Raw genomic sequence first — 23298 nt, forward strand, 5'->3', positions numbered from 1 at the left:
CCGCACCGTTTCGTGTGTTCTCCCACCATCGGTCCCGCAATGGGGCCAGGATTGACCACGACTCGCCGGCCTCGCGTTCGGCCGGCTCCCGCAGCACAAGGACGTGAGATATGAGTGACAGGAAATTCGCCTTCGCCGTCGCGGCCACCGGGACGGCATTGCTGGCCATGACGATCGGCACCCCCTCGGCCTCGGCTGCGGTCTCGCAGCTGACGGTCGAACCGGGCCTCAGCGTCGGCATGGCAACCAACTACGGCACCGGTTGCACCCACCATCTGGTGGCCCGGCTCAGCGTCGGCCTCGAACCTGTCTCGTTCTACGACAACGGTGTGCTGCTGGCCGTGGTCGTCCCGCTCGACGGCATCGCCAACCTGGCCTGGGTGCCGTCCAGCACCGGCCCGCACAGCCTGGCGGCGCTGCAGGGCGGGGTCGGGCGCGGCGCCGACGTGAGTGTCGGCAAGGGGTACCGGTTCGGTGAATCCTGCGTGGTCACCGGCGGCTGACCCCGGTGACGACGGTGGCCTGGTCCGCACGGACCGGGCCACCGTTCGCGTTCGCCCTACTTCTTCGACCCGGCGGGCTTCTTGCCCTTCGCCGGTTTCTTGGCCGCCTTCTTCTGCTGCTCGGGTGCGGCACCGTTGGTCTCGGCGCCACCGCTGGGCGCCACCGCGGTGACGACCAGATCGTCGTCCACCGCGTCGACCGCGACCGTCGCGCCCGGTGCCAGGCCGCCGTCGAGCAGCAGCCGCGAGATCCGGTTGTCGAGTTCCCGCTGTACTGTGCGGCGCAGCGGCCGGGCGCCGAACTCCGGCTGGAACCCGCGGTCACCCAGCCAGTCCACCGCCGCGTCGGTGATGTCGAGGGAGATGTCCTGGGCCGCCAGCATCCTGCGGGTCTTGTCCAGGATCAGGTTCACGATCCGTTCCAGCTGCGTCTTGTCGAGCCGGTGGAAGACGATCTGCTCGTCGATACGGTTGAGGAATTCCGGCCGGAAGTGCTGTCGCAGCCGCTCCTCCAGGTCGGGCACGATCGAGTCCAGATCGCCCTCCGGCGCCTTCAGGATCAGATCCGAGCCGATATTGGAGGTCATGATCACGATCGTGTTCTTGAAATCGACGGTGCGGCCCTTGGAATCGGTGACCCGGCCGTCGTCGAGCAGCTGCAACAGCACATTGAACACATCCGGGTGCGCCTTCTCGACCTCGTCGAACAGGATCACCGAGTACGGCTGCCTGCGCACCTTGTCGGTGAGCTGGGCAGCGTCGTCGTAGCCGACGTATCCGGGCGGCGCGCCGACCAGCCGGGAGACGGTGTGCTTCTCCTGGAACTCGCTCATGTCGAAGCGGATGAGCCGGTCCTCGTCGCCGAAGACGGCCTCGGCCAGCGCCTTGGCGAGCTCGGTCTTGCCCACACCGGTCGGGCCGAGGAACAGGAACGAACCGATCGGCCGGTTCGGGTCCTTGAGCCCGGCCCTGGCCCGGCGCACCGCCTCGGCGACGGCGACGATCGCCTCGTCCTGCCCGATCACCCGCTTGTGCAGCACGTCCTCGAGCTCGAGCAGCCGCTGCTTCTCCTCGGCGGTCAGGTCGGCCACCGGGATGCCGGTCTGCCGCGAGATCACCTCGGCGATATCGACCACCTGCACCTCGGGCTCACCCGATCGCACGCCGGATTCCTCCAGCTCCTCCTCCTTGGCCGCGATCTCGGCCTTGATCGCGGTCGCCTTCTCGTAGTCCTCGTCGTCGACGGCCGCGTCCTTCTCCCGGTACAGCCGGGCGATCGCCTCGTCCCTGGCCTTCACCTCCGGATCCGGGGTGCCCGAGCGCAGCCGGACCCGTGCGCCCGCCTGGTCGATCAGGTCGATCGCCTTGTCCGGCATGAACCGGTCGGTGATGTAGCGATCCGAGAGCTGCGCGGCCGCGACCAGCGCCTCGTCGGTGTAGCGGACCTGGTGATGTTCCTCGTACACGTCGGCCAGCCCGCGCAGGATCTCGACGGTGTCGGCCACCGAGGGTTCCGAGACCATCACCGGCTGGAAGCGGCGCTCGAGCGCGGCGTCCTTCTCGATGTACTTGCGGTACTCGTCGATGGTGGTCGCGCCGACGACGTGCAGTTCGCCGCGGGCCAGCGCCGGCTTGAGCAGATTGCCCGCGTCCATCGAGCCCTCGCCGCCGCCCCCGGCGCCGACGATGGTGTGCAGCTCGTCGATGAAGACGATCAGCTCGTCCTTGTGGGCGCGGACCTCGTCGAGGATCTTGGTCAGCCGTTCCTCGAACTCGCCGCGGTACTTGCTGCCCGCCACCAGGGTGCCCACATCCAGGGCGATCACCCGGCGATCGGCCAGCGTGGACGGCACGTCGTTGTTGACGATGCGCTGCGCGAGCCCCTCCACGATGGCGGTCTTACCGACGCCCGGATCACCGATCAGCACCGGATTGTTCTTGCGCCGCCGCGACAGGATCTCGATCGTCTGCTCGATCTCCTCGGCCCGGCCGACCACCGGGTCGACCAGCCCCTCGCGGGCCTCGGCGGTGAGATCGCGGCCGTATTCGTCGAGGGTGGGGGTGTCGGTCTCGGCCCGCCGTTTGCCCGCGGGCGCGCTCGGGGTCGCCGGACCGGAGGTGTTGCCGCTCTGGGTGGCGGCGATGCCCGCCATCAGTGCCTGCGCGGCCGCGCTGTCGGAGACCGAGGCGATGCCGAGCAGGATGTGTTCGGGCCCGATGTAGCTGCTGCCCGCCTGCGCGGCCTGGCGCTGCGCCGACCGCAGGGCGGTCTTGGTGCCGGGGCTGAGGGTGATGTCGGCGAGGTCGTCCTCGCTGGGCGAACCGGTGTCGAGGTACTCCTGCATCTGCTCGGCAACCTGATCGGGATCGAGGCTGAGTTCGGCGACGATGCTGCGGCCCGGCTCGGATTCGGTGGCCGCGTAGAGCAGATGTTCGGGGGTGATCTCCGGATTGCCCCATTCCTGGGCGGCTTCGCGTGCGGATCCGATCAGCAATTTGGCGTTGTCGGTCATCAATCTGCCGAGGTCGATGCGCTGCACCGGTGGTTTCGCCGACATTCCTGGTCCGAAGAATCGCTGGAAGATGTCGTCGAAGGAGTTCATTCCTGAACCGGGCCAGCTCGCTGTCATGTCCACACCTCTTCGCTCGTCGTGCCGCGTGGCGGCGACTCCTGCAGATCGGGTCGGTACTGCTAGCAATACTTCGGCATCTACGGGTGGGGTGCAAGCGATTGGACAGTTTCACATCTGCAACGTCGGGGGGTGTGGCGCGCAAACCAAAGTCCGGCCGAAGTGGTCCGAAACCACCGGTTTTGTCTGATTCTTGATCGAGGAGCGGCACGGACGGGTAGCGTGACGACCCGCGCCGCGGTAGCGACCGCGGCGCCCAGATTTGCCCGCCGACCGACTGGTCGAACAGGCCGACGGGAAGAGCACGGAGTTTGGTCACCGACGTCATCGATGTCACCGCGGATTTCACGATCGCGCGTCAGTCGTTGTGGGATGTACTGCTGGATCCGCAGAGTTATCCGCGGATGTTCACCGGTATCGGCAGTTGTGAGCGGGTGGAGCGGCCCGACGGGTCGGTGGTGTGGCAGGTGCGGGTGGGGTCGGCCGAGGCCGGGATCGAGACCCATGAGTTCGTGCTCGAGATCGGGCGCTGGTACGAGAGTTTCGAGCTGCGCAGTCCCGCGCTGGGCAGCTTCGCCGCGGTCCGGTTGCGCGGGGACGAGCAGCGCACGCGGCTCGACATCACCCTGTTCGCCGCGGCCCGGGTGCATCCGCTGCTGGGCGAGCGCGGCAACGCCACGGTCACCGACTGGGTGAAGGCGGGCCTGCGCCGCACCGCCGACGTGATCGCGGGCACCAGGTCCTCGATCGTGATCAACGCCGAACGCTCGGTGCTGCGCCGTAACGCCGGTGTCGCGCGCAGCATCGCCGCGACCGGGCTGATGCGGCCGGAACCGGTCGCGATGGTGAAGCAGCTGCGTTCCCTGGCCAAGTGGGGTTTCAACCTGGCGGGCGGCTACGCGGCGGGCGCGGCGCACACCCCGGACCGGCTCGCGGTGATCGACGCGCGGGGTACCAGGACCTACGCCGAGCTCGATGCCAGATCCACCGCGCTGGCCGGAGCCATGTACGCGCTGGGGCTGCGCTCGGGTGACGCCATCGGCCTGCTCTCGCGCAATCACGCGGGCATGGTCGAAACCATGGTCGCGGCGGGCAAACTCGGCGTCGACGTGGCGCTGCTCAACGCCGGGCTGTCCGGGCGCCGGATCGAGGAGATCGTGCAGCGGCACCGGCTCAGCGCGGTCTACGTCGACGGGCAGCTGGAGAAGCTGATCCGCTATCTGCACGGCGACATCCCGCGGTTCACCACCGACGACCAGCCGCCGGACCCGGACCGCTCCACCGTCGACGGCCTGATCGCGCTGGCGCAGAACGACTTTCCGGTGGCGACGAACCCGGGCCGGTTGATCGTGCTCACCTCGGGCACCAGCGGCTCGCCCAAGGGCGCGCGCCGGCCGCACCCCAAGGGCTTCGGCACCATCGCCGCGCTGCTCTCGCGGATCCCCATGCGGGTGGAGGAGGTGGCGCTCATCCCGGCGCCGCTGTTCCACACCTGGGGGCTGGCCGGGCTGCAGCTGAGTACGGCGCTGCGGGCCACCGTGGTGCTCACCGACGGTTTCGACGCCCTCGACTGCCTGCGGGCGGTGGCCCAGCACCGCATCACCACCCTGTTCGTGGTCCCGACCATGGTGGAACGCCTGCTCGACGTGCCCGCCGAGCTGCGTGCGAACTTCGACCTGACCAGTTTGCGTCACGTCGTCAGCTGTGGCGCGCCGCTGGCCGGCGCCACCGTGCTGCGCTTCCTGGACACCTTCGGCGACGTGCTCTACAACGTCTACGGCTCCACCGAGGTCTCCTGGGCCAGTGTCGCCACCCCGGCCGATCTGCGGGTCTCGCCGACCACCGCGGGCCGCCCGCCGCTGGGCACCCGGGTGGCGGTGCTCGGCCCGGATCTGCGGCCGGTGCCGGTCGGCTCGACCGGGCACATCTTCGTCGCCAACCACATGCTCTTCGACGGTTACGTCAACTCCGCGCCGCCGGAGGAGGCCGACGGCATGCTCGACACCGGCGACCTGGGGTACCTCGACGCCGCGGGGAGGCTGTTCGTGGCGGGCCGGGACGACGAGATGATCATCTCCGGCGGTGAGAACGTCTTCCCCCGGCCGGTGGAAGAAGCGCTGGCGCATCTGCCGCAGATCACCGAGGTCGCCGTGGTCGGGGTGCCCGACCGCGAGTTCGGGCAGCGGCTGGCCGCGTTCGTGGTGAAAAAGGAAGGGGCGGGGCTGGATCCGGACATGGTGCGTACCTACATCCGCAACCGGCTGAGCCGGTTCTCGGTCCCGCGCGATGTCACGTTCCTGTCCGCGCTGCCGCGCGGGGAGACCGGCAAGATCCTCAAGCGCGTGCTGGTGCGACCGGAGTCAGCGCTGAGCGAGTAGCAGCCCCACGGCCCGCTCCAGCGCCGCCGAGGCCTGCTCTGCCGACAGGCCGCGGCGGTCCTGGAGATGATGCCGGGCCGGCCAGGCGAGGGCGGTGTCGACCAGGTCCAGCAGCTGCTCGTCACCGGCCAGTTCGGGCGCGAACAGGGCCCCGAGGGTCGCGCGGATGCGGGCGTCGGTGCGCCGCATGCGCTCGTCGATCGCCGCGATCGTCCGTGATTCCTGCAGGCCGGTCAGACGCGGCAGGCGCTGCAACTCGAAGATGGCCGCGCTCTGCCGCACCGCCTGGGTGATCCGTTCCGGCAGCGGCACCGTGGGATCCGCCGCTGGCAGCCGCGACTCCACCGTCTCGGACTGGCGCTCGACGGCGGCGACCAGCAGCGCCGCCCGATCGGGGAAGTGCACGAAGATACTGCGTTCGGACGTGCCCGCCCTGGTCGCGATCTCACGGGTGGTCGGCGCGAAATCGCCCTCGATGACCGCGGCCAGCAGCGCGTCGACGATGGCCGCGCGCGTCTTCGCCGGATCACGCCGCCGCCGCGTCTGCTGCCCTGAGCTCATCGGCCCATCACAGCACAGACCGGCCCCGGGTGGGTTACTCGGACGGCTGCGGAGCCGTCCGGTTCATCACCGAATGGGTGCGCGAATAGCCGAAGTACACGACCAGACCCACCAGCAGCCAGACCAGGAACCGCACCCAGGTCTCCCACGGCAGCGAGTAGATCAGGTACGCCGAGAAGCCGATGCCGATCAGCGGGATCACCGGCATGAACGGCAGCCGGAACGAGCGCGGCGCGTCGGGCCTGGTGCGCCGCAACACGATCACCGCCACACACACCACGATGAACGCCATCAGGATGCCGATATTGGTGAGCTCGGCGACGGTGTTGATCGGCAGCACACCGGCCAGGATCGCCGCGCCGATACCGACGATCCAGGTGACCCGGGTCGGCACCTTGCGGGTGGGATGGGTCTTGGCGAACCACGCGGGCAGCAGCCCGTCGCGGCTCATCGCGAACCACACCCGGGTGACGCCGAGCATGAAGGTGAGCACCACGGTGACGATGCCGACGATCGCGCCGACCGCGATGATGTTGGCCACGCCCGGCATCCCGACCGACTCGAACGCGGTGGAGAAACCACTGGTGGGGCTGATCTCGGTGTACTTCTGCATGCCGGTGAGGACCAGCGTGGCCAGCACGTAGAGCACCATGGCGATGGCCAGCGAGTAGATGATCGCCTTGGGCAGGTGCTTGCGTCCGTCCACCGATTCCTCGGCGGCGGTACTCATCGCGTCGTAGCCGAACACCGCGAAGAACACCGTCGCCGCGCCGGTCCACACCGCGCCCGCGCCGAACGGGAAGTACGGGTCGTAGTTGGCGCTGTCGATGTGGAACACCCCGAGTGCCACGATCAGCACGACCAGCGCCACCTTGATCCCCACGGCCACCGTCTCGAACCGGCCCACGCTGTCGATCCCGCGCGAGAGCACCCACGCGGTGCCCAGGCAGAACAGCACCGCGAACAGGTCCACGACCCGGCCGTCGCCGGTGTCGGGCGCGCCGAGCATCCACTCCGGCAGGGTCAGCCCGACCTGGTCGAGCAGGAACCCGAAATACCCCGACACCCCGATGGCCACCACCGCCGCCACCGCGATGTACTCGAGCAGCAGGTCCCAGCCGATGAACCAGCCGGCCAGCTCGCCCAGCGAGACGTAACCGTAGGTGTAGGCCGAACCGGCTTTGGGCACCATGCCGGCGAACTCGGCGTAGCACAGCGCCGCGGCGGCACTGGCGACACCGGCGATCAGGAACGAGATCAGCACCGCGGGCCCGGTGACCGAATGGGCGACCGACCCGGCCAGGGTGAAGATGCCCGCGCCGATGATGCCGCCGACACCGATGGCGGTCAGCTGCCACAGGCCCAGTGATTTGGCCAGCCGCTCGTCGCTGGGGATCTCGTCCTCGACCTCGACGAGGGGTTTGCGCCGCAACATCTGGGCGCGCAACTCGGCGAAAGACATTCGCGTTCCTTCCGTCGGCGCACACCGCCGCGTCGCGATGTGCGAGCCGACCTCCGCCAGGAGGCTCAGCTGAGTACACCGCCACGCCGCGGCCGCGGGCGCCGAGAGTGAATATTGTTCAGCGGTGGTGCCCGAAGCGATATGCGGTCGTCACCCGCGCCCGCCGACGAGCGCGCGCAGGAAGAACCCCAGATTGGCGGGCCGTTCGGCCAGCCTGCGCATGAAATAGCCGTACCACTGGTCACCGTAGGGGACGTACACGCGAACGTGGTTGCCCGCGTCGGCGAGTCGCTGCTGTTCGTCGGCGCGGATGCCGTAGAGCATCTGGTACTCGTACTCCTCGGTCTTGCGCTGCGCGGACTGCACCGCGACCCCGGCCGCGGCGAGCACCGCCGGGTCGTGCGAGGCGATCATCGGATAGCCCGAACCCGCGGTGAGGATGGCCAGGCAGCGCAGATACGACGCGTCGACCTCGGCGCGGTCCCGGAAGGCCACCGACGCGGGTTCGTCGTAGGCGCCCTTGCACAGCCGGATGCGGGAGCCGGGACCAGCCAGGGCGCGGCAGTCGTCCTCGGTGCGGCGCAGATACGCCTGCAGCACGGTCCCCAGCCAGGGGAAGTCGGCGCGCAGCTCGCGCACGATCGCCAGCGTCGAGTCGGTGGTGGTGTGGTCCTCGGCGTCGACGGTCACCCAGAGACCCGCGTCCTCGGCGGCGGCACAGATCTGGTGCGCGTGCTCGCGGGCGATCGCGTGCCCGTCGCGGGGCAGGGCCTGGCCGAGCGCCGACAGTTTCACCGAAACTTCCAGCGGGCGCACGGCGCCCGCCGCGACCTCGGTCTCGGGCAGCCTGCCGAGCGCCGCGATCAGGGTGCGGTACTGCGCGACCGTGGCCTGCGCGCTCGCCAGATCGGTGGTGTCCTCGCCGAGGTAGTCGATGCTGACGAAATGGCCCGAGCGCAGCAGGGTCTCGGCGGCGCGCACGGCGTCGCCGGTGCCGGTGCCCGCGACGAACCGGGCGACGACCGCGCGACTCACCGGCAACCGGGTGATCGTGCGTTCCAGCCGCGGCGACCGCGCCGCGGCGAGCAGGGGCGAGCGCAACAGGGCCGACATCAGCGGACCTCCTCCTCGGGCGCCTGATGGGGGTAGCCGTGCTCGGTGGGCGGGGTGAAGGTCTCCTTGATCGTGCGGGCCGAGGTCCAGCGCAGCAGGTTCTGCGCCGAGCCCGCCTTGTCGTTGGTGCCCGAGGCCCGGCCGCCGCCGAACGGCTGCTGACCCACGACCGCGCCGGAGGGCTTGTCGTTGATGTAGAAGTTGCCCGCGGCGAAGGTGAGCCGCTCGGTGGCCGCGGTGATCGCGGCCCGGTCCTCGGCGATGATCGACCCGGTCAGCCCGTAGGGGCTGCCGCCGTCGACCAGGGCCATGGCGTCGGCGAAGGCGGAGGGAGTGCTGTCGTCGTAGACGTGCACGGCCAGGATCGGGCCGAAGTACTCGGTGTGGAAGACCTCGTCGGTGGGGTCGTCGCCGACCACCACGGTGGGCTCGACGAACCAGCCGGTGCTGTCGTCGCTGTGGCCACCGGCCACCACCGTCAGCCCCGGGGTGGCCTTGGCACGTTCGAGGGCCGCGGTGTTGCGGTCGAAGGCGGCCCGATCGATCAGTGCCCCACCGAAATTGGCCAGATCCGTGACATCGCCGTAGCGCAGCGCGGAGGTCTTCTCGATCAGGTCGTCGGCCATCACCGCCCACACCGACCGCGGCACGAAGGCCCGCGAGGCGGCCGAGCATTTCTGCCCCTGGTAGTCGAAGGCGCCGCGCAGCAGCGCGGTGGTGAGCACGGCCGGATCGGCCGACGAATGGGCCAGTACGAAATCCTTGCCGCCGGTCTCACCGACCAGGCGGGGATAGGTCCGGTACCGGTCGATCCGCTGCGCCACCTCCCGCCACAGGTGCTGGAAGGTGGCGGTGGAGCCGGTGAAATGGACGCCGGCCAGTCGCGGGTCGGTCAGCACCGCTTCGGAGATCGCCGGGCCTGCCCCGTTGACCAGGTTGATCACCCCGGGCGGCAGGCCCGCGGCCTCGAGCAGCCGCATGGTCAGGTAGGCGGCGACCGCCTGGCTCCGCGCCGGCTTCCACACCACCGTATTGCCCATCAGCGCGGGCGAGGTCGGCAGATTGCCGGCGATGGCGGTGAAGTTGAAGGGGGTGACCGCGTAGACGAAACCCTCGAGCGAGCGGTACTGCATCCGGTTCCACACGCCGCGCGTGGAGATCGGCTGCTCGGCCAGGATCTGTCGGGCGAAGGAGACGTTGAACCGCCAGAAGTCGACCAGTTCGCACGGTGCGTCGATCTCGGCCTGGTACGCGGACTTGGACTGCCCGAGCATCGTCGCGGCGGCCACCCGTTCGCGCCACGGTCCGGCGAGCAGGTCGGCGGCGCGCAGGAAGATCGCGGCCCGGTCGTCGAAGGACGTGGCCCGCCAGCCGGGCGCCGCCGCCGTGGCGGCCTCGACCGCGGCGGCGGCTTCGGCGGTGGTCGCGTCGTGCAGGGTGCCGAGGACGGCGGCGTGCCGGTGCGGCTGCACCACGTCGAACCGCGCACCGTCGCCGCGACGATGCTGTCCGCCGATCACGTGACTGATCTCGGTCGGCGTCGCGGCCAGCTCGGCCAGCGCGCTGCGCAGACGGCGGCGTTCGGGAGTTCCGGGAGCGAAGGTCCCGACCGGTTCGTTGACCGGCGGCGGGGTGGTGGCGATGGCATCCATGGCTGCGGCTCCTGCGTCGTGGAGGGGCGGGATGTGACGTAGTCAACACCGATCCGCAGCGGTCATAATCGGTGGATCGGACGAAGAACGTGACCTCTCTTTGTCTGATCGGCCAACGAAGGGAGCGACCGATGCCGGACGAGGCGACCACCCTCGGGGAACTGCTCATCGCCCTCGATCACACCGTCGCCACGCTGGTCGACGCACCCGCGGGGGAGTCGGTGCCGCTGCGCGCCGTGGCCCTGGCCGAACCCGCCGACCTACGCGACCAGCTCGATGCCGACGGGCCGCTGCCGGAGGTCTATCTGCTGGTCGGCGACGACACCGAGGCGACCCTGCGATGGCTGCACGGTCTGGCCGGCCGCACCCCCGCGCAGCGGCCCCGGGTCCTGATGACCAAGAGCGCCAACGACTCTCCCGCGGTCCGGGCCGCCGCGCACGCCGCGGGCATCGCCCTGGTGCATGTGCACCGGCAGGCCCGCTGGGACCAGGTGTTCGGGCTGGTGCGCCGGATGCTGGCGCGCTCACCCGGTCAGCGGGCGGCGGCGGGGGAGCACGATCTGCTGGCCCCGGACACCGACCTGTTCGGTCTGGCGCAGGTCGTCGCCAGGGAAACCGGGGGGATGGTGTCCATCGAGGATCCGCACTCGCACGTGCTCGCGTACTCCGCCTCCGATGCCGCCGCCGACCGGCTGCGCATCCAGTCGATCCTGGGCCGCGAGGGCCCGGCCGACTATCTGCGGATCCTGCGCGAGTGGGGAGTGTTCGACCGGGTGCGGCGCAGCGACGAGGTCGTCGACGTGCCCGAACATCCCGAACTCGACATCCGCCGCAGGCTCGTCGTCGGCATCCGCCGCGGTGACCCGGCCCGGATGCTGGGCACCATCTGGCTGCAGCAGGGCGACCGGCCGCTGCGGCCCGACGCCGCCCAGGTGCTGCGCGGCGCCTCGGCGGTCGCGGCCAGGATCATCGCGCGTGGCCTGGACGCGCCTTCCACCGAGGCGCTGCTGGTGCGCCGGTTGTTCGGGGCGCACGGCGACGGCGTCGACGTCCCCTCGGTGGCCGCGGCGCTGAACCTGCCCACCACCGGACCCGCGGCGGTGATCGGGTTCGCGCGGGTCGGCCCGGATCCCGGCCCCGTGCCTTCCAGTGGTCTGATCCGGTTGCACGCCAGCGCTTTCCGGGACGATTCGGTCACCGAGGCGATCGGCGATCGGGTGTATGTCCTGCTCCCGTCGTATCACTCCGAGCGCGGTGTGGGCTCCTGGGCGCGCGAGCTCGTCGCCCAGCTGGAGCAGGCGCGCGGCCTGCTGGTGCGCGCCGCGGTCGCGGCCCCGGTGGCGGGCCTGACCGCGGTGGCGGGCGCCCGCGCCGAGGTCGACCGGGTGCTCGACAGCCCGGCCGCCGCGTCGGGCAGCCGGGTCGCGACCCTGGCCGAGGCGCGGACCGCGGTGCTGCTGGCCGAGATCGTCGACCTCGTCCGCGCCCGCCCCGACCTGCACGATCCCCGGCTCGCCGCCCTCGACGCCTACGACCGCGAACACTCCGCGCAGCTGCGGGTGTCGGTGCGCGAATACCTGCGCGTCCACGGTGAGGTGAGCGTGGCCGCGGCCGCCTTGCGGGTACATCCGAACACGCTGCGCTACCGGTTGCGGCGGGTGGAGACCGTCCTCGGCATCGACCTGGGCGATCCCGCCGACCGCTTGCTGCTGGAACTCCAGCTGGCGGCGATCCCGATTGCTCAGCCGTAGCTCATCTATTGCAGTTATGCTGCAATAGCGGCGCCGGTCGCACCGCCGGGGACGGCGGGATCATCTGAGTGAGGTTGCAGTGGTGGACGGGACGAAGACCGAGCGATTCGACATGTCGCGGCGCGGCCTGCTCGGCGTCGGAGCCGGGGCCGCCGCGGCACTGGCGACCGGCCTGGCCGTCACCGGTTGCGGTGGCGACCCGGATCCGATCAGCCCGTCGACCACCCAGACCGAGCCCACCGAGGCGATCCGGGACGCGAACCGCCGGCTCACCGACACCCTGCCCTTCGGCGACACCGCCGACTTCGCCGACGCCGATCGCGGCTGGATCGCCGCCCTGGAACCCGGCACCGTCACCGACGCCGCGGGAAAGGTGGTGTGGGACACCGAGTCCTACGACTTCCTCGCCGGTTCCTGTCCGCAGTCGGTGAACCCGAGCCTGTGGCGCCAGTCCCAGCTCACCGTGAAACAGGGCCTCTACGAGATCGCGCCCGGCTTCTACCAGATCCGCGGCCTTGACCTGTCGAACATGACGCTCATCGAAGGCGAGACCGGCGTCCTCGTCATCGACCCGCTGGTCTCGGCCGAAACCGCCGCCGCGGGGCTGGCACTGTATCGCCGGCATCGGGGTGACCGGCCGGTGACCGGCCTGATCTACTCGCACTCCCACGTCGACCACTTCGGCGGCAGCTACGGCGTGGTCACCCCGCAGGATGTCGCGGCCGGGCGCTGCCCGGTCATCGCGCCCGCCGGGTTCCTCGAGCACGCGGTCGCGGAGAACATCTACGCGGGGACGGCCATGGCCCGCCGCGCCGCCTACATGTACGGCGCGGCCCTGCCCCGCGGACCGAAAGGTCAGGTGGGCGCGGGTCTCGGACAGACCACCTCGACCGGGACCATCAGCCTGGTTCCGCCCACGCTCGACGTCACCCGCACGGAGCAGCAGGAGACCGTCGACGGTGTCCGCATGGTGTTCCAGCTGACGCCGGGAACCGAGGCGCCCGCGGAGATGAACATCCATTTCCCCGACCGCCGGATCCTGTGCATGGCCGAGAACGCCACCCACACCCTGCACAACATCGTCACCCTGCGCGGGGCGCTGGTCCGCGACCCGCACGTGTGGGCGAAATACCTCACCGATTCCATCAATCGGTACGGCCGTCGCTGCGACCTCGTGTTCTCCTCCCACCACTGGCCGATCTGGGGCACCGACCGGATCGTGGAGTTCCTGTCGCTGCAACGCGACATGTACGCCTACCTCAACGACCAGACCCTGCGACTGCTGAACCAGGGCTATGTCGGCGCCGAGATCGCCGAGATGATCACCGTGCCACCCGCCCTGGCGGCCTCCTGGTCGACCCGCGGCTACTACGGCTCGGTCAGCCACAACGTGAAGGCCGTCTATCAGCGCTACATGGGCTGGTTCGACGGCAATCCCGCGCACCTGTGGGAACACCCGCCGGTGGACAACGCCCGCAGACACGTCGAGGCGATGGGCGGGGCCGACGCCGTGCTGCGGCAGGCGCAACAGGCCTACGACGCCGCCGACTTCCGCTGGGTCGTGCAGCTGGTGAACTACGTGATCTTCGCCGACCCCGGCAACGACACCGCGAAAGCCCTGCAGGCCAGTGCCTTCGAACAGCTCGCCTACGGCGCCGAGAACGCGACCTGGCGCAACTTCTACCTCAGCGGCGCGCACGAACTGCGCCACGGCCCCTTCGGCACCCCCACCGCGGCGAACTCGGCGGCCCTGGCCTCGGCGCTGAGCGTCGAGCAGGTCTTCGACGCCATGGCGCTGCGGATCGACGGTCCCAAGGCCTGGGATGTGCGCATGATCACCGACTGGCGGATCAGCGACGAGGGCGGCCGGATCCACCGGGTGGAACTGCGCAACGGTGTGCTCGTGCACTACGACCGCTTCCCCGGCGACGAACTGCCCGCGCCCGCGGCGACCGTCACCCTCACCCGGCCGGTGCTGATCCGCAGCCTGGTCGGCGGCGGTGACCTGAGGAAGAACGTGCTCAGTGGTGACATCGTCATCGACGGCGATGCCACCGTGCTGGCCCAGCTGCCCGGCCTGGTCGACAAGCCGGACCCGAACTTCGCGATCGTGACGCCGTAGCGCTACCGCTTGGCGTAGTCGGCGACCCCTTGCCAGTCGAGCATCACGCAGGCCTCGTCGCCGACCACCCATGCGTCGTGGCCCGGCGGCACCAGCATCACGTCACCGGGACCGAACTCCTGCTGGTCACCGCCGTCCATCTGCACCACCATCCGGCCGGACAGCACGTAGCCCATGTGCGGTGCCTGACAGCTGTCGGTCCCCGCGATCGGCTTGACGTGCTGGGACCAGCGCCAGCCGGGCTCGAACACGGCCCGGCCCACCGGTCCGCTGCCGAGCTCGACGAGATCGAGCCTGCCCTTGTTCTCCTCGAAGGGCCTGGTTTCCTCGGGTGAATCGAAGTTCTTCCGCGTCAGGGCAGACATCGCCGTCTCCTGGGTCGTCGGTGGTGGCGGGCATGTCGGGTCCACCGGGGACGCGCCCGGCCCGCGACGGCAGCCACCGCAGAGTCAATGGTTCGCCGGTCGCCGGACATGCGCAAGAGTCATCTGCCGTTCGCGCGGCGAGGCCGGGGCATGGGCCGCGACCACATGCCCCGAGCCGGAGACCTCAGGAACCGGTGGGGACCTCGCCGACGGCCTTGGCCGGGTCGATCACACCGAAGACCTCGCCCTGCGGGGCCTGCAGGATGCCCATGCGGCCGAACGGGCTGTCGTCGGGGCCCATGATCACCGAGGCGCCCAGTTCGGTGGCCTTGGCCAGGGTGGCGTCGGTGTCGTCGACCTGGATCCAGGTGAGCCAGTAGGTGGGCGTGCCCAGCGCGGAGGCGTCCATCATGCCGCCGACGGTGTGGGTCTCGCCGGGCAGCGCGAAGGTGGAGTAGGTGAAGTTCGCGCCGTCGCCGATCTCGGTGTAGTTCCAGCCGAACACGGCGTGGTAGAAGTCGTGCGCCTGGTCGTAGCCCGCGGTGTGCAGCTCGTTCCAGCAGTAGGCGCCGTGCTGGTTGTAGATCCCGGCGCCGGTGTGCGCCTTGGCTTCCCAGACCCCGAACACGCCGCCGGTCGGGTCGGCGCCGATGAACATGCGGCCCACGTCGAGCACGTCGAACGGCGGCATGAACACCTGGCCGCCCGCCTTGGACACCTTCTCGGCGATCTCGTCGGCGCGCTGTGCGGCGAAGTAGGTGGTCCAGGCGGAGGGCATCGGCATGCCGTCGGGTTTCGGGCCGATGCCCGCGGCGGGCCTGCCGTCGAGCATCGCCATCAGATAGCCGCCCGCGTCGGCGGGGCTGTCCTGGATGTCCCAGCCGAACAGCGCGCCGTAGAACTCGCGGGCGGCGGCGGTGTCGTCGACCTGACAGTCGATCCAGCAGGGCGTGCCCTGCGGCCAAGCTTCGTCACGTGTCGGCATTGTCGAACGTCCTCCTCGGCGATGGGATGGAAGCCGGCCGGATCCGCGCCGGCGCTGCCAGTCAACCACCAGCCACCGACACCCGCGCACCCCGGGCGAGGCGCTGAACTGGAACAACACGTATTCACTGCGACTTTCCGAGCGGGCCGACGGTCGCCCGCGCAACTCGTTACCACTGGTACATTTTCCGCGCCGATCCTGCGGTGGTCAGATCAACAATGGCGACGAGATACCGGTCGGGGAGCGACACAATGGCGGGTAGAGGTTCCGAACGCGGGTTCGTCCGGATGCTGACGGCGATCCTCGCACTGATAGTCGTGCTCGGCTGCGGTGGCGGCCCGGCGGCGGGCGAGCCCGCCGAACCACCGGCCGCGCGCTGGACCGCGCTGCACGACGGCCCCGCCGCCTACCCGGAGGTCCGGGTCGAGCGCGGCGTCGAGATCACCATGAGCGACGGCGTGGTGCTCAAGGCCGACGTGTACCGGCCCGCGTCCGCGGCGGGGGTGATCGAGGAGAAGCCGCTGCCCACCATCGTCAGCCTCACGCCGTACTCCAAGCTGATGACCGGTCTCATCGAATCCGCCGCCGCGATCCCCGGCCTGCAATCCACCGCCGTCGACATCGTGCGCAGGCTCAACCTGTCCGCGACGCCGATCAGCGGGTTCGGCGACCTGATGCAGGCCCTCGACGGCGGCATGATCCAGACTATGCTCGGCGTCGACCGCAAACTCATCGGCAGCGGCTACACCGTCGTCGTCGCCGATGTGCGCGGAACCGGTCTGTCCCAAGGCAAATGGGACACCCTGGGCGCCCGCGAGCAGCTCGACACCCGCGAGGTGATCGACTGGGCCGCCCACCAGCCCTGGTCCAATGGCCGCATCGGCATGAGCGGCGGCTCCTACTCCGGCATCAACCAGTTGCGCGCCGCCGAGAACGCGCCGCCGGCGTTGCAGGCGATCTTCCCGGTGGAGCCGGGCAGCGATCTGATGCGCGATGTGGTGGCGCCCGGCGGCGGGGTCGGCACCACCTTCCTGCCGCTGTGGCTGAACTCGGTGAACCAGCTCAAACTCGTGCCCGATGTCGCCTCGATGGCCGACGGCACGTTCGACTGGACCTGGTTCCACGACCGGCTGGCCGACCCCACCACCAATTTCGACCTGCTCGCCCAGTCGCTGCTCACCCCGTCGCTGTCGGACATGCCCCCGGCGCTCGACGGCGCCCTGGACGACACCTCGGCCTTCCGCGAGGCGATCATGGGCCGCCCGGAACAGGTCACCGTGCCGACCTTCGTCTACGGCGGCTGGCACGACATCTTCGCCAACAGCGCGACCAAGCTCTACGAGCAGATCCCGCTGCCCGCGGGCCGCAAACAACTCGTCGTCGGCGACACCTACCACGCCAATCCCGGTGCGGGCACCGGTGTTCCGGGTGCGCCGCCGCGCCTGGACGTGTTGCAGCGCGCCTGGTTCGACACCTGGCTCAAGGACATCGACAGCGGCATCGGCGAGTTCGGTCCGGTCACCGTCAAACAGCAGGGCGGCAGCTGGATCACGCTGCCGGAGTTCCCGATGCCGGGAGTGGAGCACCGCCGCGTCTACCTGTCGGCCGCGCCCAGCGGCAGCACCGAGGACAGTCTGCACGACGGCTCGCTGAGCGCGACCGGGCCCACCGCCGCCGAGAACCTCACCGTCGCACCGGGTCTGAGCACGCTGTGCTCGCGCGACGCGGCACAGGGTTCGGCGGGCATGGCGGCCGCGCTCGACACCTGCGCGAAGGACTCCCGGATCGCCGAACGCAACGGCCTCACCTTCACCAGCGCGCCGCTGAGCGAGCCGACGGTGATCTCGGGCCCGATCAACGTGCGGCTCAACACCGTGCACGACGCCACCGACGGCTTCTGGAACGTCACGGTCAACGACGTGGCCCCGGACGGCACCTCGACCGTGCTGACCACCGGCCAGCTCACGGCCTCGATGCGGGCCATCGACGAACGGCGCAGCGCCCGCTCGGTCAACGGCGACCTCACCGCGCCGTTCAACCCGCTCACCGTCGACCGGCTGCTGCCGGTGGAGCCGGGCGCACCCACCGCCATCGACATCGCGGTCATCCCGACCCAGGCGGTGCTGGCGCCGGGACACCGGCTGCGCATCGACGTCTACGCGGGCAACGCGCCCAAGGCGCTGCCGTTCCGGCCGATGCTCAACGCGTCCGGCCTCGAGCCCCAGCACGTGCGCCTGGATCCCGCGGCACCGAGTTTCGTCAACCTGCCCACCGACCGCCCGATCCCCTGATCACCGCGCGATCCGGCGTTTCCCCGGGCCGCTCGCCGCGCGGTGTGTGAGCCTGTAGGTCAGGGGCCGGGACGAGGAGGTCGGTGTGGAGCAACCCGTCATTGTGGTGATGGGCGTGTCCGGGTGCGGCAAGACGACGGTGGGCGCGCTCACCGCCGAACGCCTCGGCGTGCCCTACGCCGAAGGCGACGACTTCCACCCGATCGAGAACATCGAGAAGATGGCCGCCGGTATCCCGCTCACCGACGCGGACCGCGCCCCCTGGCTCGACATCGTCGCGGGCTGGCTCGCCGAGCATCAGGAATCGGGCGGCGTCGCCGCCTGCTCGGCGCTGCGACGTCCCTACCGGGACCGGCTGCGGCGTGGCGCGCCGAACGCCTATTTCGTGCACTTGGCCGCGGGCCGGGCGGAACTGCTGCGCCGGATGACCGGCAGGCTCGGGCACTTCATGCCCACGGCCCTGCTGGACTCCCAGCTGGCCACGCTGGAACCACTCGAACCCGACGAGGCCGGGGTGACGCTGAACGCGCTCGAACCGCCGACCATCCTCGTCACCGAGGCCGTGGCGGCTTGGCGCGACGCTCACCGCTGAAGCAGCGGGTGCAGTTCCTGCACCGGCGCCAGCAGCAACCCGCCGCCGACCACCAGCGCGGCCAGGCACACGGTGCCGAACACCAGCACCCACAGCAGCGCGGGCAGGTGGGTGAGCCGGGCCAGCTGGTCGGCGTCGGAGTCGGTGCGCCCGGGCTGCCTGCGCCTGCTGCGCTGCAGTTCCAGCACCGGCCGCACCGCGGCGGCCAGCAGGAACCACGCGGCCAGATACGCGAAAGCGGCCTGCCACTGGTCGCTGCCGAACCAGGACACCCCGAACACCAGGGCCCCGAGCACCGCCACGGTGAGCAGGCCGTAGATGTTGCGCACCTTGATCAGCACCGCGGCCAGCATCAGCAGCGTCGCCCACAGCATCAGCGTCACCCGGCCCGAACCGAGCAGCGCCGCGTAGCCCAGCCCCAGCAGCGCGGGCGCCGGATAGCCCGCGGCGGCGGTGAGGATCATGCCCGGCCCGGTCGGCCTGCCGCTGGACACGGTCAGGCCCGAGGTGTCGGTGTGCAGGGTGATCGCGTGCAACCTGCGCCCGGTGAGCAGTGCGACCAGCGCGTGCCCGCCTTCGTGCGCCACCGTCACCGCGGCGCGGGTCAGCCGCCACAGCGGCCGGTAGGCGACCAGGACGAGCGCCACCGCGGCGGTCGCCAGCACCAGCCACCAGGCGGGCGCGGGCTGGGTTTCGAAGAGACGGTCGAGCAGCGAGCTGGCGGATCCGGTGTTCACCGCCGCACTTTAGCCCTCCACGGCCTGCGGCGTGCGCGCACGCGGAACCTGCGACGGCAGCGGATGATCGGCTTCCAGCGCCGGCAGGCCGTCGATGCTGGCGGAATTGTCGCCGGCGATGCGGCGCGCGAAATCGGCATCGGTGCGGCGGGTGTGCGCCTCGTCCAGGATCGAGCGCTCCTCGACCAGCTCGAGGTAAGGCACCGACCAGCCGCACGAATCGGCGATCCGCTCCACCGAGATCGCGATCACCGCACGGATTCCCGTGTGCTCGAGACCGAAATGCGCACTGAGCATGGCGAATTCGTCCGAGTCGGGTCGCACGATGCGGCCGGTGCCGAACAGTCGCAGGATGCGGGCGGTGCGGGTGAACGAGCAGAACATCACGGTGATCCGCCCGTTGTCACGCAGGTGGGCGATCGTCTCCGCGCCGCTGCCGAACAGATCCAGGTAGGCGACGGTGTGGTCGTCGATCACCGCGAAGGTGTCGCGATATCCCTTGGGGGAGACGTTGACGTGGCCACCCGCCGACGGTGCCGTGCCGACGAAGAACATCGGCTGCTCGGCGATGAAGCCACGTAACTTGTCGTCGATCCGGTCGAACACCTTGGCCATGACGCGCTCCCTCGTCCCACCCGGCGGCGGGCTCCCCGCCCCTACTGTATCGACGGGGCATTCCGGGCCGTCGTTCGGTTCACGCTGAGGGTTACCGCAGACGCGTCGACGGCGATGCCCGACGATGGCGGAATGACCCAGACCGCACCCAGCCCCGTCCACCTCGTGCAGCAGCGCTACGCCGATCCCGCGACGGAGGTTCCCGAGCAGTGGAATCCGGTGCTCGAGGTGCTGCACGCGCACAAGTCGGTGCGGCGTTACCTGCCCGACCCGGTCTCCCCGGCGACGATCCGGCTGCTGGTCTCGGCCGCGCAGTCCGCCGCCACGTCGTCGAACCTGCAGGTGTGGAGTGTGATCGAGGTCCGTGACCCGGCCCGCAAGGCCCGCCTCGCCGACATCGCGGGCGGGCAGGAGCACATCGTGCAGGCGCCGGTGCTGCTGGTGTGGACGGCCGACTTCGCCCGCCTGCGCCAGCTCGCCGCCGACCACGAGGCGCCGCTCGAGGGCGCCGACTACCTCGAGTCCAGCTATGTCGGCTTCGTCGACGCCGCGCTCGCCGCCCAGAACGCGGTGGTCGCCGCCGAATCCCTGGGCCTGGGCACCGTCTACATCGGCGCCCTGCGCAACGATCCCGAGCGCGTCGCCGCCGAGCTCGGGCTACCCGACCACGTGTTCGCGGTGTTCGGCCTGGTCGTGGGCCACCCGGATCCCGCCGAGGGCACCCGGGTGAAGCCGCGCCTGCCCCAGCCCGCGGTGCTGCATCAGGAGACCTACGACCTGACCGGGCAGCGCGGGCCGGTGGCCGCGTACGAGCAGCGGATCGGCGAGCTGTACTCCGAACAGGGCCTGCCGTTCTCCTGGACCGACCGGGTACTGGCCCGGCTCGCCTCGGTGACCTCGCTCAACGGCCGCCACCGCCTGCGGGAGTCGTTGAACACCAGGGGTTTCCGGCTGCTGTGAGCCGGCAGGTCAGCCGTTGATCGCCGCGGCGGTGAGTTCGAGCGAACGGATTCGCGCGTCGATGTCGTAGACCAGGGTGTTGAGCATGAGCTCGTCGGGCGCGGTCGCGGCCAGCAGGTCGGCCGCCTGCGCGCGCACCGTCGCCGGCGAGCCCTGCAGCTGGCCGGTCTTGCGCTGCGCGGCGAAGCGGCGTTCGGCCTCACCCGACGGGAACGCGGCGGCCTGCTCCGGTGTGGCCAGCGCCTGCGGACGGCCCGCCCGCAGCTGGGCGAAGGCGAGGTCGCGGGGTGCGGCCAGCCGGTCGGCCGCGGCGTCGGTGTCGGCGCAGATCGCGGAGGCGGCCACGATCGTGTACGGGGCGCTCAACGTCTCCGAGGGGCGGAAGTTGTCGCGGTAGAGGGCCAGCGCCGCGGCGGTGTTCTCGGGCGCGATGTGGTGGGCGAAAGCGAACGGCAGTCCGAGTACGGCGGCCACCTGGGCGCTGTACCCGCTCGAACCCAGCAGCCAGACCGCCGGTTCGGCGTCGCGGCCGGGACTGGCGACGATCCCGTCCGGGTCGGCGCCGCGGAAGAAGCCGATCAGCGCGGTCAGCTCGCGCGGGAACGAATCCCCCGAGAGACCGTCGGCGCTGCGGCGCAGAGCCCGCGCGGTGACCGGATCGGTGCCGGGCGCGCGCCCGATCCCCAGATCGATCCGGCCCGGATGCAGCGCCTCGAGCGTGCCGAACTGCTCGGCCACCACCAGCGGCGGATGGTTGGGCAGCATCACCCCGCCCGAGCCGACCCGGATCCGCGAGGTCGCCGCGGCCAGATGCGCGAGCACCACCGCGGGCGCCGCGCTGGCGATCCCGGGCATGTTGTGGTGCTCGGCCACCCAGAATCGCCGAAAGCCCAGCTCCTCGGCGTGCCGGGCGAGCCGCGTGGTGGCGTGCAACGCCTCGCCCGCGGTCGCGTCGGCCTGCACCGGCGCCAGATCCAGAACCGACAGCGTGACCGCGCTCATGAGCCTCCTCGACAGTGACTGATCCCGTAGGGGCAACCCGCGCCGGGCAGCCGGTATTTCCGTCCGCCGGTGGTGGTGATCCGGGCCACCATGACCGGCCGGTAGCGTGCAGGGCTGATCGACGCGAGGGAAGGACACGATCCATGTCAGCTGACGGCACCGGGCTATCCACCGCCGCCGTACCGGCGCCCAACTCGACCACCGAATCGGAGGGCTACGCGCGCGGCCTGAGCCCGCGCACCATCCAGATGATCGCCATCGGCGGCGCCATCGGCACCGGCCTGTTCTACGGCGCCGGCGGTGCGATCGAACAGGCGGGCCCGTCGCTGATCCTGGCCTACCTCGTCGCCGGACTGGCGATCTTCGTGATCATGCGCGCGCTGGGCGAACTGCTGACCTACCGTCCGGTGTCGGGCAGCTTCGCCGAGTACGCGCACGAATTCCTGGGCCGCTTCGCCGGTTTCGCGACCGGCTGGTCGTACTGGGCGGTGTGGGTGTCCACGTGCATGGCCGAGATCACCGTCGCGGGCAAGTACGTGCAGTACTGGTTCGACATCCCGCAGTGGGTGACCGCGCTGGTCGTGCTGGCGGTGTTGTTCGGCGCGAACCTGATCTCGGTGCGGCTCTTCGGTGAGGGCGAGTTCTGGTTCTCGGCCATCAAGGTCACCGCGATCCTGGCGATGATCCTGATCGGCATCGGCGTACTGGTGTTCGGCTTCGGCCACGCCGCCGATCCGACCGTGACCAACCTGTGGGCCGACGGCGGTGTCTTCCCGAACGGCTTCGGCCAGACCCTGCTGGTGCTGCAGATCGTCGTCTTCGCCTATGTCGGTGTGGAACTCGTCGGCGTGACGGCGGGGGAGGCCCGCGACCCGAAGGCGACCCTGCGCAAGGCGATCAACACCCTGCCGTTCCGGATCGGCCTGTTCTACGTGGGCGCGCTGGTGGTGATCATGTCGGTGGCGAGCTGGCGCAGCTTCCACGCCGGGCGCAGCCCCTTCGTCGAGGTGTTCGAACAGATCGGCATCCCGGCCGCCGCGGGCATCATCAATTTCGTGCTGCTCACCGCGGCGCTGTCGTCGTGCAACTCCGGCATCTATTCCACCGGCCGGATGCTGCGCAGCCTGGCGCTGCGCGACGAGGCGCCCGCGCGGTTCGCGGCCCTGAGCAAGCAGTCGGTGCCGTTCACCGGCATCTGCGCTTCGGCCGCGGCCATGGTGATCGGCGTGGTGGTGAACGTGATCTCCCCGGAGAAGGCCTTCGCCTACATCACCTCGGTCAGCACCGTCGGCATCATCGTCGTGTGGGGCGTCATCCTGGTGTGCCACCTGAAATATCGCGCCAAGGTGCGCGCCGGTGAACTGCCCGCCAGCGATTACCGGCTGCCCGGCGCGCCCGTGACCACCTGGGCCGCACTGGGCTTCCTCGGTCTGGTCGTGGTGCTGCTGCTGTGGACCGACGGTGGCCGCACGGCGCTGCTGGTGGGCGCGGTGTGGGCGGCGCTGGTGTGCCTGGGCTACTACGCGTTCGGTCGCCGCGGCGTCGGCCACACCGGGTAGCCGCCGCAGCCCCTGTTTGC

Annotated in this window: 18 protein-coding genes; 8 read left to right on the forward strand and 10 right to left on the reverse strand. The window is 70.4% G+C overall.

All coding sequences use genetic code 11. From position 1 onward, the window contains the following. Window positions 1-110 precede the first annotated feature (110 nt). Window positions 111-503 (forward strand): hypothetical protein, encoded by a 393-nt coding sequence (locus EL493_RS17785; RefSeq protein WP_019046650.1) that lies wholly within the window; start codon window positions 111-113, stop codon window positions 501-503. A 56-nt stretch (window positions 504-559) separates the two neighbouring features. Here the strand turns inward: EL493_RS17785 and EL493_RS17790 are convergent, their stop codons facing one another. Beyond that, the gene (locus EL493_RS17790; RefSeq protein WP_030204082.1) at window positions 560-3133 is read right to left on the reverse strand and encodes an ATP-dependent Clp protease ATP-binding subunit; all 2574 of its coding nucleotides are present in this window, start codon (window positions 3131-3133) and stop codon (window positions 560-562) included. Between the two features lie 311 nt (window positions 3134-3444). Between EL493_RS17790 and EL493_RS17795 the strand changes: the two genes are divergently transcribed. After that, window positions 3445-5511 carry an AMP-binding protein gene (locus EL493_RS17795; RefSeq protein ID WP_019046652.1) on the forward strand — a complete coding sequence of 689 codons (2067 nt, stop codon included), beginning with the start codon at window positions 3445-3447 and terminating at the stop codon, window positions 5509-5511. On the opposite strand, the gene EL493_RS17800 is transcribed toward EL493_RS17795, so the two are convergent. The 4 genes from EL493_RS17800 to pruA all read right to left on the reverse strand — a co-directional run bounded on the left by EL493_RS17800 (window position 5494) and on the right by pruA (window position 10299). Continuing rightward, window positions 5494-6072, reverse strand: a complete 579-nt coding sequence (locus tag EL493_RS17800; RefSeq protein ID WP_019046653.1) for a TetR/AcrR family transcriptional regulator — start codon at window positions 6070-6072, stop codon at window positions 5494-5496. The genes EL493_RS17795 and EL493_RS17800 overlap by 18 nt on opposite strands. A gap of 34 nt (window positions 6073-6106) precedes the next feature. Further along, window positions 6107-7534, reverse strand: coding sequence for an amino acid permease (locus EL493_RS17805; RefSeq protein ID WP_019046654.1), 1428 nt, complete (start codon window positions 7532-7534; stop codon window positions 6107-6109). 150 nt (window positions 7535-7684) lie between these two features. Further along, window positions 7685-8647 (reverse strand): proline dehydrogenase family protein, encoded by a 963-nt coding sequence (locus tag EL493_RS17810; protein WP_019046655.1) that lies wholly within the window; start codon window positions 8645-8647, stop codon window positions 7685-7687. Beyond that, window positions 8647-10299: an L-glutamate gamma-semialdehyde dehydrogenase gene (gene pruA, locus EL493_RS17815; RefSeq protein WP_019046656.1), complete on the reverse strand. Its 1653-nt coding sequence runs from the start codon at window positions 10297-10299 to the stop codon at window positions 8647-8649. Before pruA ends, EL493_RS17810 begins: the two co-directional genes overlap by 1 nt. A 131-nt stretch (window positions 10300-10430) precedes the next feature. On the opposite strand from pruA, the gene EL493_RS17820 reads away from it, so the two are divergent. Both EL493_RS17820 and EL493_RS17825 read left to right on the forward strand, forming a co-directional pair. Beyond that, window positions 10431-12050, forward strand: a complete 1620-nt coding sequence (locus tag EL493_RS17820; RefSeq protein WP_019046657.1) for a PucR family transcriptional regulator — start codon at window positions 10431-10433, stop codon at window positions 12048-12050. A 79-nt stretch (window positions 12051-12129) separates the two neighbouring features. Further along, complete coding sequence (locus EL493_RS17825) at window positions 12130-14172, forward strand: alkyl/aryl-sulfatase (protein WP_019046658.1); 2043 nt, start codon at window positions 12130-12132, stop codon at window positions 14170-14172. A gap of 2 nt (window positions 14173-14174) precedes the next feature. Here EL493_RS17825 and EL493_RS17830 read toward each other — a convergent pair whose 3' ends face one another. After that, a complete protein-coding gene (locus EL493_RS17830) occupies window positions 14175-14537 on the reverse strand; it encodes a cupin domain-containing protein (RefSeq protein WP_019046659.1) in 363 nt (120 codons plus the stop codon). Between the two features lie 184 nt (window positions 14538-14721). Further along, on the reverse strand, window positions 14722-15522 hold the full coding sequence (locus EL493_RS17835) for a VOC family protein (protein ID WP_019046660.1): 801 nt from the start codon (window positions 15520-15522) through the stop codon (window positions 14722-14724). 287 nt (window positions 15523-15809) lie between these two features. On the opposite strand from EL493_RS17835, the gene EL493_RS17840 reads away from it, so the two are divergent. Both EL493_RS17840 and EL493_RS17845 read left to right on the forward strand, forming a co-directional pair. Then, complete coding sequence (locus tag EL493_RS17840) at window positions 15810-17813, forward strand: CocE/NonD family hydrolase (protein ID WP_019046661.1); 2004 nt, start codon at window positions 15810-15812, stop codon at window positions 17811-17813. A gap of 109 nt (window positions 17814-17922) precedes the next feature. After that, window positions 17923-18405 carry a gluconokinase gene (locus EL493_RS17845; protein WP_019046662.1) on the forward strand — a complete coding sequence of 161 codons (483 nt, stop codon included), beginning with the start codon at window positions 17923-17925 and terminating at the stop codon, window positions 18403-18405. Here the strand turns inward: EL493_RS17845 and EL493_RS17850 are convergent. Together EL493_RS17850 and EL493_RS17855 are read right to left on the reverse strand one after the other, a co-directional pair. Then, window positions 18396-19142: a M50 family metallopeptidase gene (locus EL493_RS17850; protein WP_019046663.1), complete on the reverse strand. Its 747-nt coding sequence runs from the start codon at window positions 19140-19142 to the stop codon at window positions 18396-18398. The two genes, EL493_RS17845 and EL493_RS17850, sit on opposite strands and share 10 nt — an antisense overlap. Window positions 19143-19151: 9 nt before the next feature. Further along, window positions 19152-19757 carry a pyridoxamine 5'-phosphate oxidase family protein gene (locus EL493_RS17855; RefSeq protein ID WP_019046664.1) on the reverse strand — a complete coding sequence of 202 codons (606 nt, stop codon included), beginning with the start codon at window positions 19755-19757 and terminating at the stop codon, window positions 19152-19154. A gap of 132 nt (window positions 19758-19889) precedes the next feature. On the opposite strand from EL493_RS17855, the gene EL493_RS17860 reads away from it, so the two are divergent. Continuing rightward, the gene (locus EL493_RS17860; protein ID WP_019046665.1) at window positions 19890-20717 is read left to right on the forward strand and encodes an NADPH-dependent oxidoreductase; all 828 of its coding nucleotides are present in this window, start codon (window positions 19890-19892) and stop codon (window positions 20715-20717) included. Between the two features lie 9 nt (window positions 20718-20726). On the opposite strand, the gene EL493_RS17865 is transcribed toward EL493_RS17860, so the two are convergent. Next, window positions 20727-21719 (reverse strand): LLM class flavin-dependent oxidoreductase, encoded by a 993-nt coding sequence (locus EL493_RS17865; protein ID WP_019046666.1) that lies wholly within the window; start codon window positions 21717-21719, stop codon window positions 20727-20729. Window positions 21720-21862: 143 nt separating this feature from the next. Here EL493_RS17865 and EL493_RS17870 point away from each other — a divergent pair, with 143 nt between their 5' ends. After that, entirely contained in the window at window positions 21863-23278 is a 1416-nt protein-coding gene (locus tag EL493_RS17870; RefSeq protein WP_019046667.1) for an amino acid permease, read from the forward strand. Window positions 23279-23298 lie beyond the last annotated feature (20 nt).

The sequence above is a fragment of the Nocardia asteroides genome, from assembly GCF_900637185.1.
Lineage (GTDB): Bacteria > Actinomycetota > Actinomycetes > Mycobacteriales > Mycobacteriaceae > Nocardia > Nocardia asteroides.

Excerpts from the sequence above, each read along its gene's own strand:
- EL493_RS17860 (WP_019046665.1), top strand. The coding sequence starts at position 19,890 with ATGACCCAGACCGCACCCAGCCCCGTCCACCTCGTGCAGCAGCGCTAC.
- EL493_RS17835 (WP_019046660.1), bottom strand. The coding sequence starts at position 15,522 with ATGCCGACACGTGACGAAGCTTGGCCGCAGGGCACGCCCTGCTGGATC.
- EL493_RS17810 (WP_019046655.1), bottom strand. The coding sequence starts at position 8,647 with ATGTCGGCCCTGTTGCGCTCGCCCCTGCTCGCCGCGGCGCGGTCGCCG.
- EL493_RS17840 (WP_019046661.1), top strand. The coding sequence starts at position 15,810 with ATGCTGACGGCGATCCTCGCACTGATAGTCGTGCTCGGCTGCGGTGGC.
- EL493_RS17790 (WP_030204082.1), bottom strand. The coding sequence starts at position 3,133 with ATGACAGCGAGCTGGCCCGGTTCAGGAATGAACTCCTTCGACGACATC.
- EL493_RS17800 (WP_019046653.1), bottom strand. The coding sequence starts at position 6,072 with ATGAGCTCAGGGCAGCAGACGCGGCGGCGGCGTGATCCGGCGAAGACG.
- EL493_RS17830 (WP_019046659.1), bottom strand. The coding sequence starts at position 14,537 with ATGTCTGCCCTGACGCGGAAGAACTTCGATTCACCCGAGGAAACCAGG.
- EL493_RS17820 (WP_019046657.1), top strand. The coding sequence starts at position 10,431 with ATGCCGGACGAGGCGACCACCCTCGGGGAACTGCTCATCGCCCTCGAT.
- pruA (WP_019046656.1), bottom strand. The coding sequence starts at position 10,299 with ATGGATGCCATCGCCACCACCCCGCCGCCGGTCAACGAACCGGTCGGG.
- EL493_RS17785 (WP_019046650.1), top strand. The coding sequence starts at position 111 with ATGAGTGACAGGAAATTCGCCTTCGCCGTCGCGGCCACCGGGACGGCA.
- EL493_RS17855 (WP_019046664.1), bottom strand. The coding sequence starts at position 19,757 with ATGGCCAAGGTGTTCGACCGGATCGACGACAAGTTACGTGGCTTCATC.
- EL493_RS17805 (WP_019046654.1), bottom strand. The coding sequence starts at position 7,534 with ATGTCTTTCGCCGAGTTGCGCGCCCAGATGTTGCGGCGCAAACCCCTC.
- EL493_RS17865 (WP_019046666.1), bottom strand. The coding sequence starts at position 21,719 with ATGAGCGCGGTCACGCTGTCGGTTCTGGATCTGGCGCCGGTGCAGGCC.
- EL493_RS17870 (WP_019046667.1), top strand. The coding sequence starts at position 21,863 with ATGTCAGCTGACGGCACCGGGCTATCCACCGCCGCCGTACCGGCGCCC.
- EL493_RS17845 (WP_019046662.1), top strand. The coding sequence starts at position 17,923 with ATGGGCGTGTCCGGGTGCGGCAAGACGACGGTGGGCGCGCTCACCGCC.